The sequence below is a fragment of the Actinomadura sp. NEAU-AAG7 genome, assembly GCF_018603865.1.
Taxonomy (GTDB): Bacteria; Actinomycetota; Actinomycetes; order Streptosporangiales; family Streptosporangiaceae; genus Spirillospora; species Spirillospora litoris.
This window is the reverse complement of the sequence record NZ_JAHFZY010000005.1, coordinates 123,078-143,306: the sequence shown is the minus strand read 5'-3', so window position 1 is coordinate 143,306 and position 20,229 is coordinate 123,078. Positions and strand designations below refer to the sequence as shown.

Annotated in this window: 19 protein-coding genes; 15 read left to right on the top strand and 4 right to left on the bottom strand. The window is 75.0% G+C overall.

Annotated features, from left to right (window positions below):
- A complete protein-coding gene (locus KLI87_RS23355; protein ID WP_308166135.1) occupies positions 1–1,527 on the top strand; it encodes an alkaline phosphatase D family protein in 1,527 nt (508 codons plus the stop codon).
- A gap of 44 nt (positions 1,528–1,571) precedes the next feature.
- Here KLI87_RS23355 and KLI87_RS23350 read toward each other — a convergent pair whose 3' ends face one another.
- From KLI87_RS23350 to KLI87_RS23340, 3 genes are all read right to left on the bottom strand, one after another.
- A complete protein-coding gene (locus tag KLI87_RS23350) occupies positions 1,572–2,003 on the bottom strand; it encodes a hypothetical protein (RefSeq protein ID WP_156214951.1) in 432 nt (143 codons plus the stop codon).
- 191 nt (positions 2,004–2,194) lie between these two features.
- Complete coding sequence (locus tag KLI87_RS23345; RefSeq protein ID WP_214618701.1) at positions 2,195–2,899, bottom strand: YafY family protein; 705 nt, start codon at positions 2,897–2,899, stop codon at positions 2,195–2,197.
- Between the two features lie 35 nt (positions 2,900–2,934).
- Positions 2,935–3,957: a PHP domain-containing protein gene (locus KLI87_RS23340; RefSeq protein WP_214618700.1), complete on the bottom strand. Its 1,023-nt coding sequence runs from the start codon at positions 3,955–3,957 to the stop codon at positions 2,935–2,937.
- Positions 3,958–4,038: 81 nt separating this feature from the next.
- Here KLI87_RS23340 and KLI87_RS23335 point away from each other — a divergent pair, with 81 nt between their 5' ends.
- The 10 genes from KLI87_RS23335 (at position 4,039) to KLI87_RS23290 (ending at position 14,279) form a co-directional block, all read left to right on the top strand.
- Positions 4,039–5,319: a sensor histidine kinase gene (locus KLI87_RS23335; RefSeq protein ID WP_156214949.1), complete on the top strand. Its 1,281-nt coding sequence runs from the start codon at positions 4,039–4,041 to the stop codon at positions 5,317–5,319.
- Positions 5,316–5,981 carry a response regulator transcription factor gene (locus KLI87_RS23330; RefSeq protein WP_156214948.1) on the top strand — a complete coding sequence of 222 codons (666 nt, stop codon included), beginning with the start codon at positions 5,316–5,318 and terminating at the stop codon, positions 5,979–5,981. The genes KLI87_RS23335 and KLI87_RS23330 overlap by 4 nt, the downstream gene beginning before the upstream one ends.
- A 157-nt stretch (positions 5,982–6,138) precedes the next feature.
- The gene (locus KLI87_RS23325; RefSeq protein WP_214618699.1) at positions 6,139–7,107 is read left to right on the top strand and encodes an alpha/beta hydrolase; all 969 of its coding nucleotides are present in this window, start codon (positions 6,139–6,141) and stop codon (positions 7,105–7,107) included.
- Entirely contained in the window at positions 7,100–8,245 is a 1,146-nt protein-coding gene (locus tag KLI87_RS23320; protein ID WP_308166134.1) for an acyltransferase, read from the top strand. Before KLI87_RS23325 ends, KLI87_RS23320 begins: the two co-directional genes overlap by 8 nt.
- Before the next feature lie 54 nt (positions 8,246–8,299).
- The gene (locus KLI87_RS23315) at positions 8,300–9,319 is read left to right on the top strand and encodes an alpha/beta hydrolase (RefSeq protein WP_214618698.1); all 1,020 of its coding nucleotides are present in this window, start codon (positions 8,300–8,302) and stop codon (positions 9,317–9,319) included.
- A 97-nt stretch (positions 9,320–9,416) separates the two neighbouring features.
- On the top strand, positions 9,417–10,598 hold the full coding sequence (locus tag KLI87_RS23310) for a CdaR family transcriptional regulator (RefSeq protein ID WP_242886795.1): 1,182 nt from the start codon (positions 9,417–9,419) through the stop codon (positions 10,596–10,598).
- A 102-nt stretch (positions 10,599–10,700) separates the two neighbouring features.
- A complete protein-coding gene (locus tag KLI87_RS23305) occupies positions 10,701–11,624 on the top strand; it encodes an ACP S-malonyltransferase (RefSeq protein WP_214618697.1) in 924 nt (307 codons plus the stop codon).
- Positions 11,621–12,589 (top strand): beta-ketoacyl-ACP synthase III, encoded by a 969-nt coding sequence (locus tag KLI87_RS23300; RefSeq protein ID WP_214618696.1) that lies wholly within the window; start codon positions 11,621–11,623, stop codon positions 12,587–12,589. Before KLI87_RS23305 ends, KLI87_RS23300 begins: the two co-directional genes overlap by 4 nt.
- A gap of 54 nt (positions 12,590–12,643) precedes the next feature.
- Positions 12,644–12,895 (top strand): acyl carrier protein, encoded by a 252-nt coding sequence (locus tag KLI87_RS23295; protein ID WP_156214943.1) that lies wholly within the window; start codon positions 12,644–12,646, stop codon positions 12,893–12,895.
- Positions 12,896–12,971: 76 nt separating this feature from the next.
- Positions 12,972–14,279: a beta-ketoacyl synthase gene (locus tag KLI87_RS23290; RefSeq protein WP_156214942.1), complete on the top strand. Its 1,308-nt coding sequence runs from the start codon at positions 12,972–12,974 to the stop codon at positions 14,277–14,279.
- 259 nt (positions 14,280–14,538) lie between these two features.
- Here KLI87_RS23290 and KLI87_RS23285 read toward each other — a convergent pair whose 3' ends face one another.
- On the bottom strand, positions 14,539–15,033 hold the full coding sequence (locus KLI87_RS23285; RefSeq protein WP_214618695.1) for a DUF3145 domain-containing protein: 495 nt from the start codon (positions 15,031–15,033) through the stop codon (positions 14,539–14,541).
- A 328-nt stretch (positions 15,034–15,361) separates the two neighbouring features.
- On the opposite strand from KLI87_RS23285, the gene KLI87_RS23280 reads away from it, so the two are divergent.
- The 4 genes from KLI87_RS23280 (at position 15,362) to KLI87_RS23265 (ending at position 20,199) form a co-directional block, all read left to right on the top strand.
- The gene (locus tag KLI87_RS23280; protein WP_214618694.1) at positions 15,362–16,501 is read left to right on the top strand and encodes a S8 family serine peptidase; all 1,140 of its coding nucleotides are present in this window, start codon (positions 15,362–15,364) and stop codon (positions 16,499–16,501) included.
- Positions 16,502–16,595: 94 nt separating this feature from the next.
- Positions 16,596–17,117, top strand: a complete 522-nt coding sequence (locus KLI87_RS23275; protein ID WP_156214940.1) for an RNA polymerase sigma factor — start codon at positions 16,596–16,598, stop codon at positions 17,115–17,117.
- Complete coding sequence (locus tag KLI87_RS23270; protein WP_214618693.1) at positions 17,114–17,563, top strand: hypothetical protein; 450 nt, start codon at positions 17,114–17,116, stop codon at positions 17,561–17,563. The genes KLI87_RS23275 and KLI87_RS23270 overlap by 4 nt, the downstream gene beginning before the upstream one ends.
- Positions 17,560–20,199, top strand: coding sequence for a CHAT domain-containing protein (locus KLI87_RS23265; protein WP_308166133.1), 2,640 nt, complete (start codon positions 17,560–17,562; stop codon positions 20,197–20,199). Before KLI87_RS23270 ends, KLI87_RS23265 begins: the two co-directional genes overlap by 4 nt.
- The last annotated feature ends 30 nt before the right edge of the window (positions 20,200–20,229 follow it).

Below are 20,229 nucleotides of genomic sequence, written 5' to 3'. Positions count from 1 at the left end.
GTGGTCGGGACGGGGGTGTGGGGGGCGGCCGGGAGCCGGGCGTTCGCCGAGAGCCGGAGTCTGTTCACGCTCGGGATCGCTTCGGGGGATCCGGCGCCCGACGGGTTCGTCCTGTGGACGCGGCTCGCGCCGGATCCGTTCGCGCCCGACGGCAGGGCGGGGATGCCGGACCGGCCGGTCAAGGTGGAGTACGAGGTCGCGCTGGACGAGGGGTTCCGCCAGGTCGTCCGGCGCGGGGCGGCGGTGGCGACGCCGGAGTTCAACCATTCCGTGCATCCGGAGATCTGGGGGCTGCCGCCCGGCCGGGAGTACTTCTACCGGTTCCGGGCGTGCGGGCAGATCTCTCCGGTCGGGCGCACGAGGACGATGCCGCCGGTGACGGCCGACCCCGCGAGCCTCAGTTTCGCCTTCGCGTCCTGCCAGGCGTGGGGGGACGGCTACTACACGGCCTACGACCACATCGCGGACGAGGACATCGAGCTGGTCGTCCACCTCGGCGACTACATCTACGAGACCGAGATCACCGACTCCAACCTGCGCGGGGTGACGGTGCCGGCGCAGTTCGGCACCGAGGCCAAGGACCTGGCGCGGTACCGGATCCAGTACTCGCTCTACAAGGCCGAGGCGCCGCTGCAGAAGGCGCACGCCCGGTTCCCGTGGATCGTGACACTGGACGACCACGAGGTCGTCAACGACTGGGCCGGGGACACCGTCATCCTGGGCCGCGATCCCAACCCGCCGCCCGAGGTGTTCGCCGCGCGCAAGGCCGCCGCGTTCCAGGCGTTCTACGAGAACCTGCCGCTGCGCCGGGCCCAGATGCCGGACGGGCCGCGCATGCGTCTGCACCGGCGCCTGCCGTACGGGAGGCTGGCGGCCTTCACCATGATCGACACGAGGTCGTACCGGGACACCCAGGCGTGCGGTGCGGCCGGGCCGATCGCGGACTGCGACGAGCGGCTCGACCCCGCCCGGACGCTGCTCGGCGCTCCGCAGCGCGAATGGCTGCTGGAGGGTTTCCGCTCGTCCGGCGCCCGCTGGCACGTCCTCGGCAACCAGGCCCCGATGACCGAGACCGACTGGGACCCGGGGCCCGCCAAGAAGCTGGCGATGGACCCGTGGGACGGCTACGCCGCCGACCGGGCAGCGGTGCTCGGCGCGGCGCACGACCGGGGGGTGCGGAACCTGGTCGCGATCACCGGCGACCGGCACCAGAACTACGCGTGCGACCTCAAGCGGGACTTCAACGCGGACGACTCCCCCACGGTCGCTGGCGAGTTCGTCGGGACGTCGCTGACCCGGGGCGGCAACGGCGCCGACATGACCGAGGAGGGGCGCAGGTTCCTCGCGGGCAACCCGCACATGAAGTTCTTCAACGGGCAGCGGGGCTACGTGCGGGTCGACGTCGACCGCGAGCGCTGGCGGAGCGACTTCCGCGTCCTGCCCTTCGTGCAGCAGCCCGGGGCGCCCGTGTCGACGCGCGCGTCCTTCGTGGTGGAGGACGGCAAGCCGGGTGTCCAGGCGGTCTGACGTGCGGGGGCCCGGAGACCGTGGTGGTCTCCGGGCCCCGTCGCTCAGCAGGTGACCTGCACCGAGAAGGGCCGGTCGTCATCGACGATCTTGTTGCCCGATGCCGAGGGCGTCGCGGTGCGGACGAACAGCGTCCGCCCGTTGACCGCGCCGACCAGGATCGAGGAGCTGCCCGGCCCGGGGTCGTTGCCGCCCCCGGTGTTGATCGTGCCGAGCAGCGCGCACCCGCTGATGTCGATGCTCGTCGTCAGGTTGTAGCGTCCCCCGCCGAAGTGGTTGACGTTGCCGATGCCCGACGAGGCGAGCAGGGCGCCGTTCGCGCCGACCTTCGCGAACAGCGTCGTCGCGGCGACCCGCCCGGCGGCGGGACGCGGCGCGGAGCCGGTGTCCGCCGACGCCCCCGAGACGGCGAGGGCGCCGCCCGCGATGGCGGCGCACGCCCCGACCGTCATGAGAAGTCGCACCGAATTCTTCATGTCTGCCCCTCCATGAGAATTGCCACGGATCTTCGGCACCGGCCCGAGGTGAGCGCCATTGGGATGATCTTGTGGATCCCCTTGGACGCTCCCCCGGCCTCGGGCCTGCAATGACTATGAGCGGTGGCACCGGGCAGGCGACAGCCCCATGGTTTGGGGGGTTGACAGCGAAATCCGCCCTTTCTTTTCGATCAGACGAATTCGAGGCGGCGGACGACGTAGTCGGGCGGGCCGGATCGCAGATCCTCGAAACGGCGTTCGGGGGCGGGCTCGTCGAGGAGGGCGGCGCGGCGGACGCGGTCGATGCGGAAGGCGCGGAAGTCGCCGCGCAGCCGGCACCAGCCGAGGAAGTACCAGCGGCGGGCCGCGCCGGTGAAGGCGACGGGCTCGACGTCGCGCTCGGACTCGGTGCCGCCGCCGTCGACGTAGCCGAGCCGGACGACGCGCCGCGCCGAGACGGCCTCCTCCAGGACGGCGGGCACCGAGGCGGGCGCGTCGACGTCGGGCGGGGTGAGGAAGCGGATGCGCTCGGCCAGCTCGCGGGCCGAGGCGCCGTCGCCGTCCGACATCGCGGTGACGATCTTGTGCAGCGCGGTGCGGGCGGCGCGGGAGTAGGGGGAGCCGTCGGCGCGGGCGAGGGCGATCGCGATGGCGACGGCCTCGGCGGGGGTGAAGTTGAGCGGGGGCAGCGTGCGGCTCTTGTCGAGGGTGTAGCCGCCGCCCCGGCCCACGTCGGCGAAGATCGGCACACCGGCCTGCTGGAGCGCGCCGATGTCGCGCTCGATGGTGCGGACGCTCACCTCGTAGCGCGCGGCCAGCTCCCGCGCGCTGACCCGGCGCGGCGCGCGGGCCCGCAGCTCCTCCACCAGGGCGTACAAGCGGTCGGTGCGGTTCACGCGCCGACCGTACGCGCCGCCTCCGACATTTCCGGTCAGCGGGCCGTCCAGGCGAGCAGGTCGGCGGCGGGCAGGGTGTTGACCACCTGGTCGGGGGTGACGGCGCAGCGGGCGGCGCGGTCGCAGCCGTGGGGCTGCCAGTCGAGCTGGCCGGGGGCGTGCGCGTCGGAGTCGATCGCGAAGCGGCAGCCCGCCTCCACGGCCAGCCGCAGCAGGCGCTTGGGCGGGTCGAGGCGCTCGGGGCGGGAGTTGATCTCCACGGCGACGTCGTAGGCGGCGCAGGCGTCGAAGACCAGGGCGGCGTCGAACTCCGACTCGGGACGCAGCCCGCCGCGCTTGCCGCCCGCCTTGACGATCCGTCCGGTGCAGTGGCCGAGGACATTCACGCGCGGGTTCGCGATCGCGGCGACCATGCGCCTGGTCATGGCGACGCGGTCCATGCGGAGCTTGGAGTGGACGCTGGCGACGACGATGTCGAGCCGGTCGAGGAGGCCCGGCTCCTGGTCGAGCGCGCCGTCCTCCAGGATGTCGACCTCGATGCCGGTCAGGATGCGGAAGGGGGCCAGTTCCCCGTTCAGCTCGGCGACGACGTCGAGTTGGTCGCGGAGCCGGTCGGCCGACAGGCCGTTGGCGACCCTGAGCCGCGGCGAGTGGTCGGTGAGCGCGATGTACTCGTGGCCGAGGGAGCGGGCGGTCTCGGCCATCTCCCGGATCGGGGACCCGCCGTCCGACCAGTCGCTGTGGACGTGCAGGTCGCCGCGCAGGGCCCGGCGGAGCGCGGCGGCGGCCTCGTCCGGCCGCTCGCCCTCGGTCGCCTCCAGGCGCCGCAGGTAGACCGGGGTCTCGCCGCGCAGCGCCTCCTCGATCACCAGGGCGGTGACCTTGCCGATGCCCGGCAGCGCCGTCAGCGTGCCCTCGCGGGCGCGGGCGGCGAGGTCGTCCGGGGGCGTGCCCGCCACGAGATCGGCGGCGCCGCGGAAGGCGCGTACGCGATAGGTCGGCTCGTGTGCGCGTTCCAGCAGGAAGGCGATGCGGCGCAGGGCTTCGACGGGCTCCACGTCCCGACCGTACCCAGGTATGACGCCGGGTGGCACCGGGGTGTCATCCGGTGGAGGGCGCGGACTCTCTAGCCTGGGCTCATGGCCAGCGAGAACACCCACCCGGTGCGGTATGTGCTGCGGAACGGGATCCTCGCCGCCACCGTGACCGGCAGGGCCGACCCCGTGCCGCTGAACCGGCCCTGGCCGCTGCTGCTGCGCTGGACGCGCTTCATCGGCGTCGGACGGCTGCCCTACGGCGTCGTCGCGAACCTGTTCGGGCTGGTCCTGACCGTCGGGCTGGTCGCCGGGACCGTGTCGCTGCTCACGACGGAGACGGCGCGCCGGGGCCTGGACGTCTCGGGCGGCACGAAGTTCCTCATCGCGGTCGCGGTGACCGCCCCCCTGGCGCTGCGCGAGCGGTACCCGCTCGGCGCGTGGCGGCTGAGCTTCGTGTCGATGGCGCTGGTGGACGTCAGCGGCTGGCTGACCGTCCCCTACGTCCCGGCGGGGGTGTTCGCCGCGATCGTGACGCTGTACACGGTCGCCGAGCGCTGCTCGCGCGACATCACGCTCGGCGTCGGGATCCTGTCCTTCGCCGGCGTGTGGCTCAAGGACCCGCAGAGCGGAGCGGGCGCGTCGGTGCTGCTCCTGCTGCCGCTGGTGGCCGGGTACGCCGTCCGGACGCGGCGGACGGCCCGCCGCGAGCTGGCCGAGCAGGAGCGGCGGCACCTGGACGCCGAGGCGGTGCTGACCGAGCGGCAGCGCATCGCGCGGGAGCTGCACGACGTCGTCGCGCACCACATGTCGATGATCGCGATCCAGGCGGAGGCGGCCCCCTACAAGGTCGACTCGGTGCCGGACGAGACGCGCCGCGACCTCGCCGAGATCCGCGCGACCGCGCTGGACGCGCTGACCGAGCTGCGGCGGATCCTCGGCGTCCTGCGCTCGGAGGACGGCGCCGAGACCGCGCCGCAGCCGAGCCTGGAGCGGCTGGAGGAGCTGCTCGGCAACGCGCGCGCGGCGGGGCTGCGGGTGTCGTCGCGGCTGGACGGCGACCTCACCGGCCTCCCGCAGGGCGTCGGCCTCAGCGCGTTCCGGATCCTCCAGGAGGCGCTGAGCAACGCGATGCGGCACGCGCCGGGGTCGCGGGTGGACGTCGAGGTCGTCCGGGACGGGAACCTGCTGTGGCTCGGCGTCGTCAACGGACCGCCGGGTGAGGGCCATGTCCCGACGCCCTCCCCGCCCGGCGGCGGGCACGGGCTGGTCGGAATGCGCGAGCGGGCCGCCACACTGGGTGGGGAGCTGACCGCCCGCCCGACGTCCGAGGGAGGATTCGCCGTGACCGCCACCCTGCCGGTGAACGCGAAGGACACCGCATGACCGTGCGCGTGGTGATCGTCGACGACCAGGGGATGGTGCGCACCGGGTTCGGGGTGCTGCTGAACGCCCAGCCCGACATCGAGGTCGTCGGCGAGGCCGTCAACGGCGCGGAGGGGCTGGCGCGGGTGGCCGAGCTGCGTCCCGACGTGGTGCTGATGGACGTCCGGATGCCGGTGATGGACGGCCTGGAGGCCACCCGGCGGCTGCTCGCCGACGCGGCCGAGGACGCCCCGAAGATCCTCATGCTCACCACGTTCGACCTCGACGACTACGTCTACGAGGCGCTCCGGGCCGGGGCCAGCGGGTTCCTGCTGAAGGACGCCTCCGCGTCCGAGCTGGCCGAGGCGGTGCGGGTGGTCGCGGCGGGTGACGCGCTGCTGTCCCCGTCGATCACCCGGCGGCTGATCGCCGAGTTCTCCCGGCTGGGGGCGCCGCGCGCGCCGTCCCGCAGGAGGCTGGACGAGCTGACCGAGCGGGAGACCGAGGTGCTCACGCTGGTGGCGCGCGGCCTGTCCAACGGCGAGATCGCGGCGGAGCTGGTCGTCGCGGAGCAGACCGTCAAGACCCACTTCGGGCGCATCCTGATGAAGCTCGGGCTCCGGGACCGCCCGCAGGCGATCGTCTACGCCTACGAGATCGGCCTCGTCCGCCCCGGCGACTGAGCCCGCGGGCGGCCCGCGTCTGATACCTGGCGGGGGCGCCGTAGTACCGGGGTGCGACGGCACAGGACGGCACCGTCGGTTGATCCGCTCTACAGCGCCCGATTCCTACCTTTCTGGTCAGTGGTTCCTCTCATGACCCGACCAGGAAGGACGTCCCATGCGCAGCCGCATCCGTCGCGCCGTCGCCGCCGTGGTGGTGCTGACGGTGATCGGCTCGACGACCGCCGCGACGGGACGTCCCGACCCCTACGACGCGCCGGGCCCGCTGCCCGAACTGTCGGCGGGCACGCTGAACGCCCACTACGAGGCGGCGAGGCGGGAGATCGTCCGTGCGCGGGCCACCGCGCTGCGGGTGGGCGACGGCGGACGCGTCAGGGCGCTGTCGGCGTTCCTCTCCCCCGGACGCCGCTTCCTGTCGTTCGACGCCCGCGGCCACGGACGGGCGGTCGAGGTCATCGGCGACCTCGCCGGCGCCGACCGGGTCGCGGTCGTCGTGCCCGGCGCGGACAGCACGCTCGCCTCCTACGACTCCGGCAAGTTCGTCGGCGGCGGCAGCCGGGCCCTCTACGACCGGGCGCTGGACGAGCGGGCGCGCGCGGACGGGGCCGGGACGCGGCTCGCGGTGATCGCCTGGCTCGGCTACGACACGCCGTCCACGCTGGGGCCCGGCGTCCTCGGCACGGCACGGGCCGGGGACGGCGCACGCGGCCTCCGGCGCCTCGTCACCGACCTCCACCGGACCAACGCTCATGCCCGCTTCGCCCTGCTCTGCCACAGCTACGGCTCGGTGGTGTGCGCCAAGGCCGCGCACCCGCTCGCGTCCCAGCCGGTGGACGAGATCGCCCTGTTCGGCAGCCCCGGCACGACCAAGCGCGACGCGGCCGCCCTCGGGACGCCCGCCCATGTGTGGGCCGGGCGCGCCCGCGGCGACTGGATGCGCTACGTCCCGAACGTCCGGTTCCTCGGGGTCGGTTTCGGCGCCGACCCGGTCTCGCGGGGCTTCGGCGCCGAGGTCTTCGACGCCGGAAGCGGCCCGCACAGCGGCTACCTGAGGCCCGGCTCGCGCGCGCTCGGCAACCTCACGCTGATCGCGCTCGGCCGCGACCGGGAGGTCACCCGTGCGTGACCGGGCGGTGGACGCGCTGCGGGCGCTCGCGATCCTCGGCGTCGTGCTCGGGCACTGGCTGGTCACCGCCTTCGTCATGCCCGAGGGCACGGGTGACGTGCGTGTGGCCAGCCCGCTCGCGGCGATGCCCGGCCTCGTCCCGATCTCCTGGGTGCTCCAGACGCTCGCGGTGTTCTTCCTGGTCGGCGGGTACTCGGCGGCGCGGGGGCTGCGCCGGGAGGAGCCGTGGGCCGTCCGGCTGCGGCGGCGCCTCGCGCGGCTGGCGCGCCCGCTGCCCGTCCTACTGGTGGCGTGGGTGCCGGCGCTCGCCGTCCTCCGGCTGGCCGGATACACCCCGGACGGCCTGTACACGCTGGCCAAGCTGGTGGTGAGCCCGCTGTGGTTCCTGTGCGTGTACGTGGTCCTGACCGCGCTGGCCCCGGCGGTCGTCGCGCTGTGGCACCGGCTCGGGATGTGGGGCGCGGTCCTGCTCGTCGCGGCGACCGGGGCGGTCGACGCCGGGCGCTTCGCGCTCGGCGCCCCCGGCTGGATCGGCTGGGCCACCGTGCTGACCGGCTGGCTCCTGCCGTTCTACCTCGGCGTCGCCTGGTCCGAGGGGGCGCTGCGCGGCCGCCGCGCCGGGCTCGTGCTGCTGGTGGGAGGCGCCGCCGCGACCGCGCTGCTGGTCGTCCGCGCGGGGTACCCGGCGAGCATGGTCGGGGTGCCGGGCGCCGCGGTCTCCAACCTCAGCCCGCCCACCCTCGCCGCCGTCACGTTCGGGCTCGCCCAGACGGGCCTGGCGCTGCTCCTGCACGGCCCGCTCACCCGCTGGACCCGGCACGCCCGCAACCACCGCGCGGTCGCCGCCGCGAACCGCTCGGCGATGACGGTCTTCCTGTGGCACCAGACCGCGATGTTGACCGTGACCGTCGGCGCGTTCGCGGCGGCCGGTGCGCTGCCGGGGCTGCACACCGCGCCCGACCGGCCGCTCTGGCTCGCCGAGCGGCTGCCCTGGCTGGCCGTCTTCGGCGCCGCGCTGGCCGCGATCGGCGCGCTCGTCCGCCGCTTCGAACGCCCCGGGCCGCCTCCCGGCCCGCACTCGCCGAGGCGGCCCCCGAACCCCGCCCGCGTTCCGGACGTCACACGAACGACCCCCTGATTCCGGGGACGGACCGCCCCCGCCGGACGATCACGGATGGTAGAAAGACGGACGATGCCGCCGCCACGCCACACGCCCCCACCGCGCGCCCGACGACGGCTCAGGAGGGTCGCGGCGTGCGCCGCGACCATCTCGGGGCTCATGCTGACCACGGCCGGGACCGGACACGCCGACCCCTACGCCCCGCCCGTCCCCGTCCCCGCGATGGCGCCGTCCACGCTGGACGCCCGGTACGCCGCCGAGCGCGGCTCCATCGAGGAGGCGCTGCGGACGGCGCAGGCCGTCGGCGACCGGCACCGGCAGCGCGCGCTCGGCGCGTTCCTCACGCCCGGCAGGCGGTTCCTCTACTTCGACGCGCGCGGACGCGGGCGCGCCGTCGAGGTCGTCGGCGACCTCGCCCGCGCGCGCCGCGTGGCGGTGCTGGTCCCCGGCGCCGACACGACGCTGACCGGCTTCGACGACCGGGGCGGCAAGCCGTGGTCGACGCCGGGCGGCGGCGCGCGCGCCGTCCTCGGCCAGGCCCGCGCGATGGCGCCGCGGCCCGGCCTGGCGGTGGTCGCGTGGCTCGGATACGCGGCGCCCAAGACCTTCAGCAGCGACGTCCTCACCGACGAGCGTGCCGGTGAGGGCGCGCGCGAGCTGCACGCGTTCCTGACCGGGGTGCACGACGCGAACCCCGCCGCGCGGGTCGGCCTGCTGTGCCACAGCTACGGCTCGGTGGTCTGCGGGCGGGCCGCACGCGACCGCTCGGCGCCCGGCCGGGCGGCCTGGCGGCAGGTCACCGACATCGCCCTGTTCGGCAGCCCGGGGACCACCGCGTGGTCGGCCGCGAAGCTCGGCGGCACCGCCCGCGTCTGGGCCGGACGCGGCGCGGCCGACTGGATGGAGGACGTCCCGCACGTCCGCATCCTCGGCCTCGGGCTCGGCCCCGACCCCGTCTCCCGCGACTTCGGCGCCCGGGTCTTCGACGCGGGCGAGGCCGGGCACAGCGACTACCTCGCGCCGGGCTCGCCGTCCCTGCGCAACCTCACCGGCATCGCGCTGGGCCTGCCCGACGCCGTCACAATGAGCTGACCCTCCATCCACAGAACGCTGACCACCGGTGCCGGCGGGCAGGCGGTCCGCCCGCTTCGGGACAGGTCATCCCCCCGGTGATGGCACCCTTGGGGTTGTGGACAACGCGAACGAGGCCGAGATCCGCGAGCAGACCACCCAGCGCCTGGAGAAGGCGATGGGGACGTTCGGCACCGCGGCCCTGACCAGCATGGAGGAGCAGCTCCCCTGGTTCAGGCGCATGCCCGCCGACCAGCGCTCCTGGATCGGCCTGGTCGCCCAGGCCGGCATCGCCGCGTTCGTGGAGTGGTTCAAGAGCGAGGAGCGGACCCGCCCGGCCATCGCGGGCGAGGTGTTCGGCACCGCCCCGCGCGAGCTGCTGCGCTCCATCAAGCTCCAGCACACGATCGACATGATCCGCGTGATCATCGACGTGGTGGAGACCCGGCTGGACGAGCTGGCCGCGCCCGGCGGCGAGGCCCAGCTCCGCGAGGCCATCCTGCGCTACACCCGCGACGTCGCGTTCGGCGCCGCCCAGGTCTACGCCCGCGCCGCCGAGACCCGCGCCGCGTGGGACGCCCGCCTGGAGGCCCTCGTCGTGAACGCCGTCCTGCGCGACGAGGTCGACGACGGCATGCACTCCTGGGCCGCCGCCCTCGGCTGGACCTCCAAGCCCGTCACCGTCATCGCCGGGTTCACCCCCGAGGACGAGGAGCCCGAGGTCACCATCGACCAGATGCAGATCGCGGGCCGCCGCGCGCGCGCCGACGTGCTCGCGGGCGTGCAGGGGAACCGGGTCATCGTGATCGTCGGCGGCGAGACCGACCCGATGGAGGCGGCCCGGCCGATCGCGGCCAAGTGCGGCCCCGGCCCCGTCGTGGTCGGCCCGCGGGTCGGCGACCTCTACGACTCCACCCGCTCCGCCCACGCCGCCGTCGCGGGGCTGCGCGCCGCCGCCGGGTGGCCGGACGCGCCGCGGCCCGTCCACGCGTCCGAACTGCTCCCCGAGCGGGCCCTGGACGGCGACGACGAGGCACGCCGCCACCTTGTGGACAACGTCTACAACCCCATGCTCGCGGCGGGCGCCCCGCTGCTGGACACCCTCACCACCTACCTGGAGCAGGGATCGTCGCTGGAGGCCACGGCGCGGCTGCTGTTCGTCCACCCCAACACCGTCCGGTACCGGCTGCGCCGCGTCACCGAGCTGACCGGCCTCGCCCCGACCGACGGGCGCAACGCCTTCACCCTGCGGATCGCCCTCGTCCTCGGGCGTTTCGTCAAGCGTCCCGTACGTGGCTGAGAGGGGCTCATTGGGCCTTGTAGGGGTCGTACAAACCCCTATGACCAAAGTTCGTGCCGATCGGCATCGGAATGTGGGGGCGATACCGGCAGGCTGGTCCGCGTGATCCTCCTCGCATCGCCCGGCCAGGGCGCCCAGACCCCCGGCTTCCTTCAGCCGTGGCTAGAGATACCCGGAGTCGCCGACCGCCTGGCCTGGTGGTCGGCCGTCACCGGCCTCGACCTGGTCCGCTACGGGACGACCGCGGACGCCGAGGAGATCCGCGACACCGCCGTCGCCCAGCCGCTGCTGGTCGCCGCGGCGCTCGCCGCCTTCGAGACGCTCTACCCGGCCGGCGGGCCCGGGAAGCCGGACGTGGTCGCCGGGCACAGCGTCGGCGAGCTGTCGGCCGCCGCGATCGCCGGGGTGCTGACGCCCGAGGCGGCGCTGGTGCTGGTCCGGGAGCGGGGCCGGGCGATGGCCGAGGCCGCCGCCGTCACCGACACCGGCATGACCGCCGTGCTCGGCGGCGAGGCCGACGAGGTGCTCGAATCGATCGACAAGCACGGGCTCACCCCCGCCAACGTCAACGGCGCCGGCCAGGTCGTGGCCGCCGGGACCGTCGAGGCCCTCGCCGCGTTCGCCGAGGACCCGCCCGCCAAGGCGCGGCTGCGGTCCCTGTCGGTCGCCGGAGCGTTCCACACCGAGCACATGGCCCCCGCGGTCGACCGGCTCCGCGCGCTCGCGCCGGGCGCCCCCGTGGCCGACCCGCGCACGACGCTGCTCCAGAACCGCGACGGCGCCGCCGTCGCGTCCGGCCGGGAGTTCCTCGGACGGCTCGTCGAGCAGGTCAGCGCGCCCGTCCGCTGGGACGCGTGCATGGACACGATGCGGGAGCTCGGCGTCACCGCGATCATCGAGCTGCCGCCCGCCGGGACGCTGACCGGCCTCGCCCGCCGCGCCCTCGACGGCGTGGAGCGGCTCGCCCTCAAGACACCCGCCGAGCTCGACAAGGCCCGCGAACTGATCGAGGCTCACACGTCATGACCCCCGCACTGCGCATTCCCGAGGTCACCGCCGGCGCCCGCATCCTCGCCTTCGGCGACTACCAGCCCGCCCGGATCGTCACCAACGACGAGCTGTCCAAGACCGTCGACACCAACGACGAGTGGATCCGCAGCCGCGTCGGCATCGCCGAGCGGCGCGTCGCCGGCGACGACGAGGGGATCGTCGAGCTGGGCGTGCAGGCGGGCGCGAAGGCGCTCGCCGGCAGCGGGCTCGCCCCCTCCGACATCGACCTGGTCATCCTCGCGACCTGCTCGGCCGAGTCGCCGATGCCGGGCCACGCGCCCGCCGTCGCGCACCGGCTCGGCATCACGGCGCCCGGCGCGTTCGACATCAACGCCGCCTGCGCCGGGTTCTGCTACGCGCTCGGCACCGCGAGCTCGGCGGTCCGCGCCGGCAGCGCCCGCAACGTGCTGGTGATCGGCTCGGAGAAGATGTCCCAGTGGATCGACTGGACCGACCGCTCCACCTGCATCATCTTCGCCGACGGCGCGGGCGCGGCGGTCGTGACCGGCAGCGACTCCCCCGGCATCGGCCCGGTGGTGTGGGGCAGCGCCGGGGACGGCTTCGACAAGATCATCATTGACGACCGGCACTCGTTCATCCGGCAGGAGGGGCAGGCGGTCTTCCGCTGGGCGACCACCGCCATCGCCCCGGTCGCGCGGGAGGCGTGCGAGCGCGCCGGCATCGCCCCCGAGGACCTCGCCGCGATCGTCCCGCACCAGGCCAACCTGCGGATCATCCAGGCGATCGCCCGCAAGATGAAGGCGGTCAACGCCGTCGTCGCCGACGACATCATCCACTCGGGCAACACCTCGGGCGCCTCCATCCCGCTGGCCCTGTCCCACATGATCGAGCGCGGCGACGTGCCGTCCGGCGCCCCGGCCCTGCTGGTCGGGTTCGGCGCCGGGCTGTCCTACGCCGCCCAAGTCATCCAGATCCCGTAGGCGCGCCCGCGCCGCACAGCTCTGGACCAACCCCATCGAAGGAGAACCCGCACCATGGCAGTCGCCACCGAAGAGCAGATCCTGGCCGGCATCGCCGAGATCATCGACGAGATCGTCGGGGTCGACAAGGCGGAGGTCACCCCGGACAAGAACTTCATCGACGACCTCGACATCGACTCGCTGTCGATGGTGGAGATCGCCGTGTCCGCCCAGGACCAGTTCGGCGTCGAGATCCCCGACGACGAGCTGCGCAACCTCAAGACGGTCCAGGACGTCATCAACTTCGTCCAGAAGCTGCAGAGCTGAACCGCGGGGACGGCGCGCCGCCGAGCGGTGCGGCGCGCCAGGCCCACCCGCCTCCCGTTCGCAAGGAGCACCACGCATGAGCACGAGCAAGACCACAGTCGTCGTGACCGGTTTCGGGGCCACGACCCCGCTCGGCGGGGACCTTCCGTCGACGTGGTCGGCCCTGCTCGCCGGCAAGTCGGGCATCCGCCCGCTGCCGTGGGACGACGTCGAGAACCTGCCGGTGCGGTTCGCCGCGACGCTCGCGGTGGACCCCTCGGAGGTGATGCCGAAGCAACTCCTGCGCAAGCTCGACCGCAACCAGTCGATCGCGCTGATCGCCGCGCGGGAGGCGTGGACGAGCGCCGGCTTCGCCAAGCCGGTGACCCGCCGGTCCCGCAAGGAGGAGTCGCCCGCCGGAGTCGACGGCGGCTTCGTGGTGGACGGCGAGCGCCTCGGCGTCGTGGTCTCCAGCGGCATCGGCGGCCTGCACACGGCGCTCGACAGCTACGACGTGTACAAGGAGAAGGGCTGGTCGCGGGTCTCGCCCTTCACGGTCCCGATGCTGATGCCGAACGGCGCGTCCGGGCACGTGGGCATCGAGTTCGGCGCGATGGCCGGCTCGCACGCCCTGGTCAGCGCCTGCGCGTCCAGCGGCGAGGCCGTCGGCTACGCCGTCGACATGATCCGCGCGGGCCGCGCCGACGTCATCATCTGCGGGGGCACGGAGTCGTGCATACACCCCCTCCAGATGGCCTCGTTCGGTTCCATGCGCGCGATGTCGACCCGCAACGACGAGCCGGAGCGCGCGTCCCGCCCCTACGACAAGAACCGTGACGGGTTCGTCCTCGGCGAGGGCGCGGCCGTCATGATCCTGGAGTCGGAGGAGCACGCGCGGGCGCGCGGCGCGCAGGTCCACGGCATCGTCGCGGGCTGCGGCTACTCCGGCGACGCCTACGACATCGTGCTGCCCGACCCGACCGGCGCGGGGCAGGCCAAGGCGATGCGGCGGGCCCTCGCCGACGCCGACCTGGCGCCCGAGGAGATCGTGCACATCAACGCGCACGCCACCTCCACCCCGGCGGGCGACGTCGCCGAACTGGCCTCCATCAAGGCCGGGCTCGGCGAGGAGGCCGCCCGCAAGGTGATCATCACCGCGACCAAGTCGATGACCGGGCACCTGCTCGGCGGCGCGGGCGCACTGGAGTCGATCTTCACGATCCTGGCGCTGCGGGACGGGATCGTGCCACCCGTCGCCAACCTGGACGACATCGACGACGAGGTCGATCTCGACATCGCGCGGGGCGAACCGCGCAAGCTCCCCGACGGCCCGGCCGCGGCGCTGAACAACTCGTTCGGCTTCGGCGGGCACAACGTGTCGGTCGCCTTCCGGCGGGCGCTCTGACACCTGGCACGTAACAACGCCGCGCAGTAGCGCCGCGCACGCGGCGGGACGGCCCGGTGAGCCTCGGCTCACCGGGCCGTCCTGTCGTCTCACTGAGCCTCGGGCGCCCGGCTCCCAGGCGGCCGGGCGGCGAGGTCCGGGATGGACGACGGGCGCCCCGGCGCGCCCGGTGCGGCGCGGCGGGGCGCACGTGCCATGAGCCCGGTCCGGAAGGCGGGGCGCGCGCGGTGCGGGGACGGGCGCGCTCCCTCGTCCGGCGTCAGACCGCGGCGTGCAGCCAGCGGACGGGAGCCCCGTCGCCGGCGCGGCGGAAGGGTTCGAGCTCGTTGTCCCACGGCGTGCCGAGGAGTCGGTCGAGCTCGTGCTCCAGCGTCGCCTTGCCCACGGCGGCGTTGGCCATGACCGAGCGGAGCCGGTCCTCGGGGACCATGATGTCGCCGCTGGCGCCGATCACGCCCGTGAACACCCCGAGGGACGGGGTGAAGCTGTAGCGGACCCCGTCGCACCCGGGCGTGGGATCCTCGGTGGCCTCGAATCGCAGCAGTTTCCAGTTGCGCAGCGCGGACGTGATTCCCGCCGCGGTGCCCGGCTTGCCCTCCCAATGAAGCTCGGCGCGCAGCGTTCCCGGCGCCGCCGCCTGATCGGCCCATTCAAGGGAAACGGGCACACCGAGAACACCTGCGGCGGCCCACTCGACATGCGGGCTCAGCGCAGGTGGCGCGGAGTGGACGTAGAAAACGCCACGTGCGGTCACCGGACCTCCTGGATCTGTACCGAGGCTCGTCTTCCCCTACGGCCTCGTACGTCCCAAGTCGGCGTCCGCGTCCCTCATTGTGCATCATCGGCACCTGTCGCACCACCGTGAGTTCGCTGTTTGTCGAACCCTTGACCACGGGATGCGCACCGTTCACGGTCCTCGACCGCCCAGGTTAGGGCGCGGGAGGGGTGCCGCGCAGGGCAAGGCCCGAAGGGCGGCGGCCCCGCGGGCGGCTTTCGCGATCACACGTCACCGGGTGTCACGGGTCCGGCACGATGAGTTCGAGAACGGACCTCACACACGGGAACAGGGAAAGCGAGGATCGATGTTCGATCAGCAGGCACGGCTGGAGCGGGTGCTGGAGCGGCACCCGGACGCCGTGATGGTGGAGCCGGTGCCGGGACGTCCCGCGCTGGTCCGCCGTGACCAGATCCTCGTCGCGGAGCAGGACGCGGGCGCGGCGCAGGACCGGGTCCGCCGCTGGTACGAGTCGCGGCACGACGAGGAGGGCGTCACGCGGCTGCGGCTGCGGGCGCCGCTGAAGGTGGACGTGTGCGAGCTCACCGCCGAGCTGGCCGGGGACGGGCGGCACCGCCGGATGAGCGTGTCGCCCAACCACCTCGTGCTCGGGCAGCCGCTGTGGTGGAGCGGGCCGGCCGACCTGGCGCGCCCGGCGGACCCCGTCCCGGCGCCGGAGGCCGGGCCGACCCGGCGGGACGTCACGGTGGCGATCCTGGACACGGGCCTGTCGCCGCACCCCTGGTACGAGGACGCCGACTGGTTCCGCGAGCAGCGCGAGGAGGTCGCCGAGGTCCTGGACGCCGACCTCGACGCCGAACTGGACGCGCAGGCCGGGCACGGCACGTTCATCGCGGGCGTGGTGCTGCGGCACGCGCCGTCGGCGCGGCTGCGGGCCCGGCGCGTCATCGGCGGCGACGGCGTCGGCGACGAGGCGGCGGTGATCCGGGCGCTCACCTGGCTGGCGGCGTGGGGCGGCGCGGACGTCGTCAACCTCTCGCTCGGCTGCCACACCTTCGACGACCGGCCGTCCCCGGTGCTGGCGCGGGCGGTCGCGGCGCTCGGCCGCCGGACGGTCGTGGTGGCGTGCGCGGGCAACGCCGCGTCCGACCGGCCGTTCTGGCCCGCCGCGCTGGGGCCGGTGGTGGGCGTCGCGGCGCTGGACGGCGCGGACCGCGCGCGGTTCTCCAACTACGGCTGGTGGGTGGACGCGTGCGCCCAGGGTGTGGACGTGACCAGCAGCTACGTCGACTTCGACGGCCGCGCCGCCGACTTCCACGGCTACGCGAGCTGGAGCGGGACCTCGTTCGCGGCACCGGCCGTCGCGGGGCGGATCGCCGGGCTGGCCGCGCGCGAGGACCTCGACGCGGTGGCGGCGGCCGACCGGGTGCTGGACCCGGCACGTCGTCCTACCCTTCCCGACCTCGGGGTAATCATCAGTTCTTGAGCACGGCACGGCCGCGAACCGGTAACCGAGGGTGCCGGAACCGTCACCGAAGCCCTAGGTTGAACGGAGCGGGGGGCCTCCGGAGGAGACTTCGATGGCCCTGCAAGACGGGACGGACGAACTGATGGACCGGGCCCGCGACGGCGACGGCGCCGCGTGGGCCCGGCTGGTCGAGCGCTACAGCGGGATGCTCTGGGCGATCGCGCGCGGGCACGGGCTCGGCGACGCCGACTCCGGCGACGTGGTGCAGACCACCTGGCTGCGGCTGGTGGAGCGGATGGACGGGCTGCGCTCCCCGGCGGCGGTCGGCGCGTGGCTCGCCACGACCGCGCGGCACGAGAGCGCGCGGCTGGCGGCGCGCGCGGCGCGCGACCTGCCGCCGCTGGTCGTGGCGGCGCCCGAGGCGGCGCCCGACCAGGTGGTGCTGGCCCGGGAGCGCCTCGGGCAGGTGGCCACGGCCATCGCCACGCTCCCCCGGCGCTGCCAGGTGCTGCTGCGGATGGTCGCGCAGAACGCGGGCCAGGCCGATCTGGCGGCGGCGCTGCGCATCCCGGTCGGCAGCGTCGGACCGACCCGGGCGCGCTGCCTGGAGACGCTGCGCGGGCTCGTCCGGTGAACGACGACGAACTGCTCGCGCGCGTGCGGGCCGCGTTCGAGACCCTCGACCCCCTCCCGGAGGGCGTCCTCGCGGCGGGGCGCTCCGCGCTCGCCTGGCGGGCCCCCTCCTCCGTGCTGGCGGGGCTCACCGGCGACCTCGCCGGGCGGGTCGCCTCCGGCGTCCGCGGCGGCGGCGTCCGCGCGCTGACCTTCGCGGCCCCCGGCCTGATCGTGGAGGTCGAGGTGGCGCCGACCGGCCGGGGCCGCGAGATCACCGGGCGGCTGATCCCGTCCGCGGCCGCGGACGTCCACGTCCGCCAGCCGGGCCTCGCGCCCGGCGAGGTGACGGCGCGCGTGGAGGCGGGCGGGCTGTTCTGCCTCCCGCGGGTCCCCGAGGGCGTCGTCAGCCTCGACCTGCGCTTCCCGGACGGGACGTCCGTCGTCACGAGCTGGGTCCGGCTGTGAAGGGCCCCGGAGAGCGCGCGCTGCTGCGGCTGGTGGCGATGGCCCCGGTGACGGCCCGCACCCGCGCGCTGTCGCTGCTGGAGAGCGCGTCCACGCCGGCGGAGGAGGTCCTCGCGCTGCGCGTGGCGGGGCTGGCGGCCAAGGAGCAGGGCCTCCTGGACGACGGCCTGCGCTACCTCCACAGCGCCCTGGACCTGGCGGAGGGCCGGCGGAGCCCGTCCGTCCCCGACCCGCTGGCCCTCCCCTTCGACCCGCTTGAGCGGCTCGGGCCGGCCGACCCGCTCCCGCCGCCCGAGGGCGCGCCCGCGGACTGGGCGGATCCGTACGCGGCGGCGCAGGTGCGGATGAACCTCGTCGGGCTCCTCGCCGCGCGGGGCGAGGCCGGGGCGGCGCTGGCGTGCGCGGCGGCGGCGGAACCCGTCCTGCGCGGCCTGGACGCCGACCGGCTGGCCGCGAACACGGCCTGCGCGCTCGCCCGGGCCGGACGGCTCCCCGAGGCGCGGGAGGCGGCGGCGCAGGCGCTGCGCAAGCTCCGGCGCGGGGAGGATCCGGCGGCGCTCAACGGCCTGCTCACCAACCTCGGCCTGGCGCAGGCGCTGGGCGGGGACCTCGACGGCGCGGAGGCGATGCTCGCGGAGGCGATCGCGGTGGGCGAGGCGTCCGGGCTGGCGCACCAGACGGCGATGGCCAAGGCCAACCTGGGCTTCGCGATGTCGCGGCGCGGGGACGTCTCGCGCGCCCTCCGCCTCTTCGCGGCGGCGGAGCGCGGCCTGGTCGGCGAGCGCCTCGCGCAGTGCCGGTTCGACCAGGCCGAGGCCCTCATCATGGCGGGCCTGCCGGACGAGGCGCGCCCGCTCCTCAAGGACGCGCTGGCGGCGGCCGCGGCGAACGGGTACCGGTGCGACATCGCCGACGGCCTGCTGCTGCTCGCCCACGCCGAGCTGGCGAGCGGGGAGGCGGTGCGGGCGGTCGGCACGGCGGAGCGCGCCCGGATCAAGTTCGCCGAGCAGGAGCGCATCGGCTGGATGCTGCTGGCCGAGCACCTGCTGCTGCGGGCGCGGTGGGCGTGCGGGGAGCGGTCGCCGCTGCTGTACCGGACGGCGGTCGCCACGGCCGACCGGCTCCAGGACGGCGGCTGGGTCGTCGCGGCGGCCGACGCCCGGGTCGTCGCGGCGCGCGTGGCGCTGTCGCAGGGACGGCCCGCGGGGCACCTGCTGTCGACGATCGGGAGCATGCGCGGCCCGGCGTCGGTGCGGATCGCGGCCTGGCACGCCATCGCGCTCGAACGCCGCGCCCTGGAGGACCACAAGGGCGCGATGGACGCCGTCCGGGCCGGACTGGAGGTCGCCGAGGAGCACGCGGAGGCGCTCGGCGCGCTCGACCTGCGTGCTCGGGCGGCGGGGTTCACCACGGAGCTGGCCGACCTCGGCCTGGGGCTGGCCCGTTCCGCGCAGGAGCTGTTCGCGATGGAGGAGCGGCGCCGCGCGGTCGCCCGTCCGGCGCGGGTGCGCCCGCCCAGGGACGCCGAGCGGGCCGCCGCGCTGACCGCCCTGCGGGCGCTCAGCGTCGAGCACACCGCCGACACGGCGCGCGGAGGCGTCGGGTCCGTGCTGTCGAGGGAGCTGGCCGTCCTGGAGGCGCGGGTCATGGCGCACACCAGGCGCCGGGCGCCCGACGGCCTCGCGCGGCGCTCGCCCGAACTCGACGACGTCGTCGCGGCACTGGACGGGCGGGCGCTGGTCGAGCTGGTCGCGGTCGGCGGCGACCTGCACGCGGTGACGGTCGCCGACGGGCGCGTCCGGCGGCGCCGCCTCGGGACGTGCGCGGCCGCCGCGCACCACATCACGATGGCGCGCCTCGCGCTCCGCCACCTCGCGGAGTCGGCGGACGACGCGCAGGCCGCGACGGCGTTCAGCCGCTCCCGCGAGCGCCTCGGCCGCCACCTGCTGGGCCCGCTCCAGCTGGAGCTCGGCGACCGCGAGCTGGTCATCGCCCCGCCCGGCAGGCTGCACGGGCTGCCGTGGGCGGCGCTGCCGCCGCTGGCCGGGCGCCCGTTCACGGTCGTCCCCTCGGCGGGGGCGTGGCTGCGGGCCGCGGCGGTCGAACCCGTGGCCGGGCCGACCGTGCTGGCCGGTGGGCCGGGCCTGCGCCACACCGCGCGCGAGCTGTCGGTGCTGCGGCGCCTCTATCCGCGGGCGCTCGTCCTGGACGGGCCGGGGGCGCGCGCGGAAGCCGTCCGCGACGCCCTGGACGGTGCCGCGCTCGCGCACATCGCCGCACATGGGGAGTTCCATCCGGGCAACGCCCTGTTCTCACGCCTGCGCATGGCGGACGGCCCGCTCATGGTCCACGACCTGGACGAGCTGTCCACCCCGCCGCGCGTCGTGGTGCTCTCCTCCTGCGACAGCGGACGCGCGGACGAGGGCGACGCCGTCCTCGGCATGGCGGGGGTCCTGCTGGCCCTGGGCACGGCGACGGTCATCGCCAGCGTCACTCCAGTCCAGGACGAGGTGACGCCGGAGTTCATGGCCGCCTTCCACGCCGCCCTGGCCGGAGGACGCTCCCCGGCGCGCGCGCTGGCGTCCGTCCGCCGCACCCCGGGCGTGATGGGCTTCCTCTGCATGGGCCAGGGGTAGCCGCCCGCTCGCCCCGGGCGCGGCGAGGCC

Bases quoted from the DNA above. Each gene is read 5' to 3' on its own strand.
- KLI87_RS23350 (WP_156214951.1), bottom strand. From the start codon at position 2,003: ATGAAGAATTCGGTGCGACTTCTCATGACGGTCGGGGCGTGCGCCGCC.
- KLI87_RS23335 (WP_156214949.1), top strand. From the start codon at position 4,039: ATGGCCAGCGAGAACACCCACCCGGTGCGGTATGTGCTGCGGAACGGG.
- KLI87_RS23330 (WP_156214948.1), top strand. From the start codon at position 5,316: ATGACCGTGCGCGTGGTGATCGTCGACGACCAGGGGATGGTGCGCACC.
- KLI87_RS23325 (WP_214618699.1), top strand. From the start codon at position 6,139: ATGCGCAGCCGCATCCGTCGCGCCGTCGCCGCCGTGGTGGTGCTGACG.
- KLI87_RS23315 (WP_214618698.1), top strand. From the start codon at position 8,300: ATGCCGCCGCCACGCCACACGCCCCCACCGCGCGCCCGACGACGGCTC.
- KLI87_RS23300 (WP_214618696.1), top strand. From the start codon at position 11,621: ATGACCCCCGCACTGCGCATTCCCGAGGTCACCGCCGGCGCCCGCATC.
- KLI87_RS23295 (WP_156214943.1), top strand. From the start codon at position 12,644: ATGGCAGTCGCCACCGAAGAGCAGATCCTGGCCGGCATCGCCGAGATC.
- KLI87_RS23290 (WP_156214942.1), top strand. From the start codon at position 12,972: ATGAGCACGAGCAAGACCACAGTCGTCGTGACCGGTTTCGGGGCCACG.
- KLI87_RS23280 (WP_214618694.1), top strand. From the start codon at position 15,362: ATGTTCGATCAGCAGGCACGGCTGGAGCGGGTGCTGGAGCGGCACCCG.
- KLI87_RS23275 (WP_156214940.1), top strand. From the start codon at position 16,596: ATGGCCCTGCAAGACGGGACGGACGAACTGATGGACCGGGCCCGCGAC.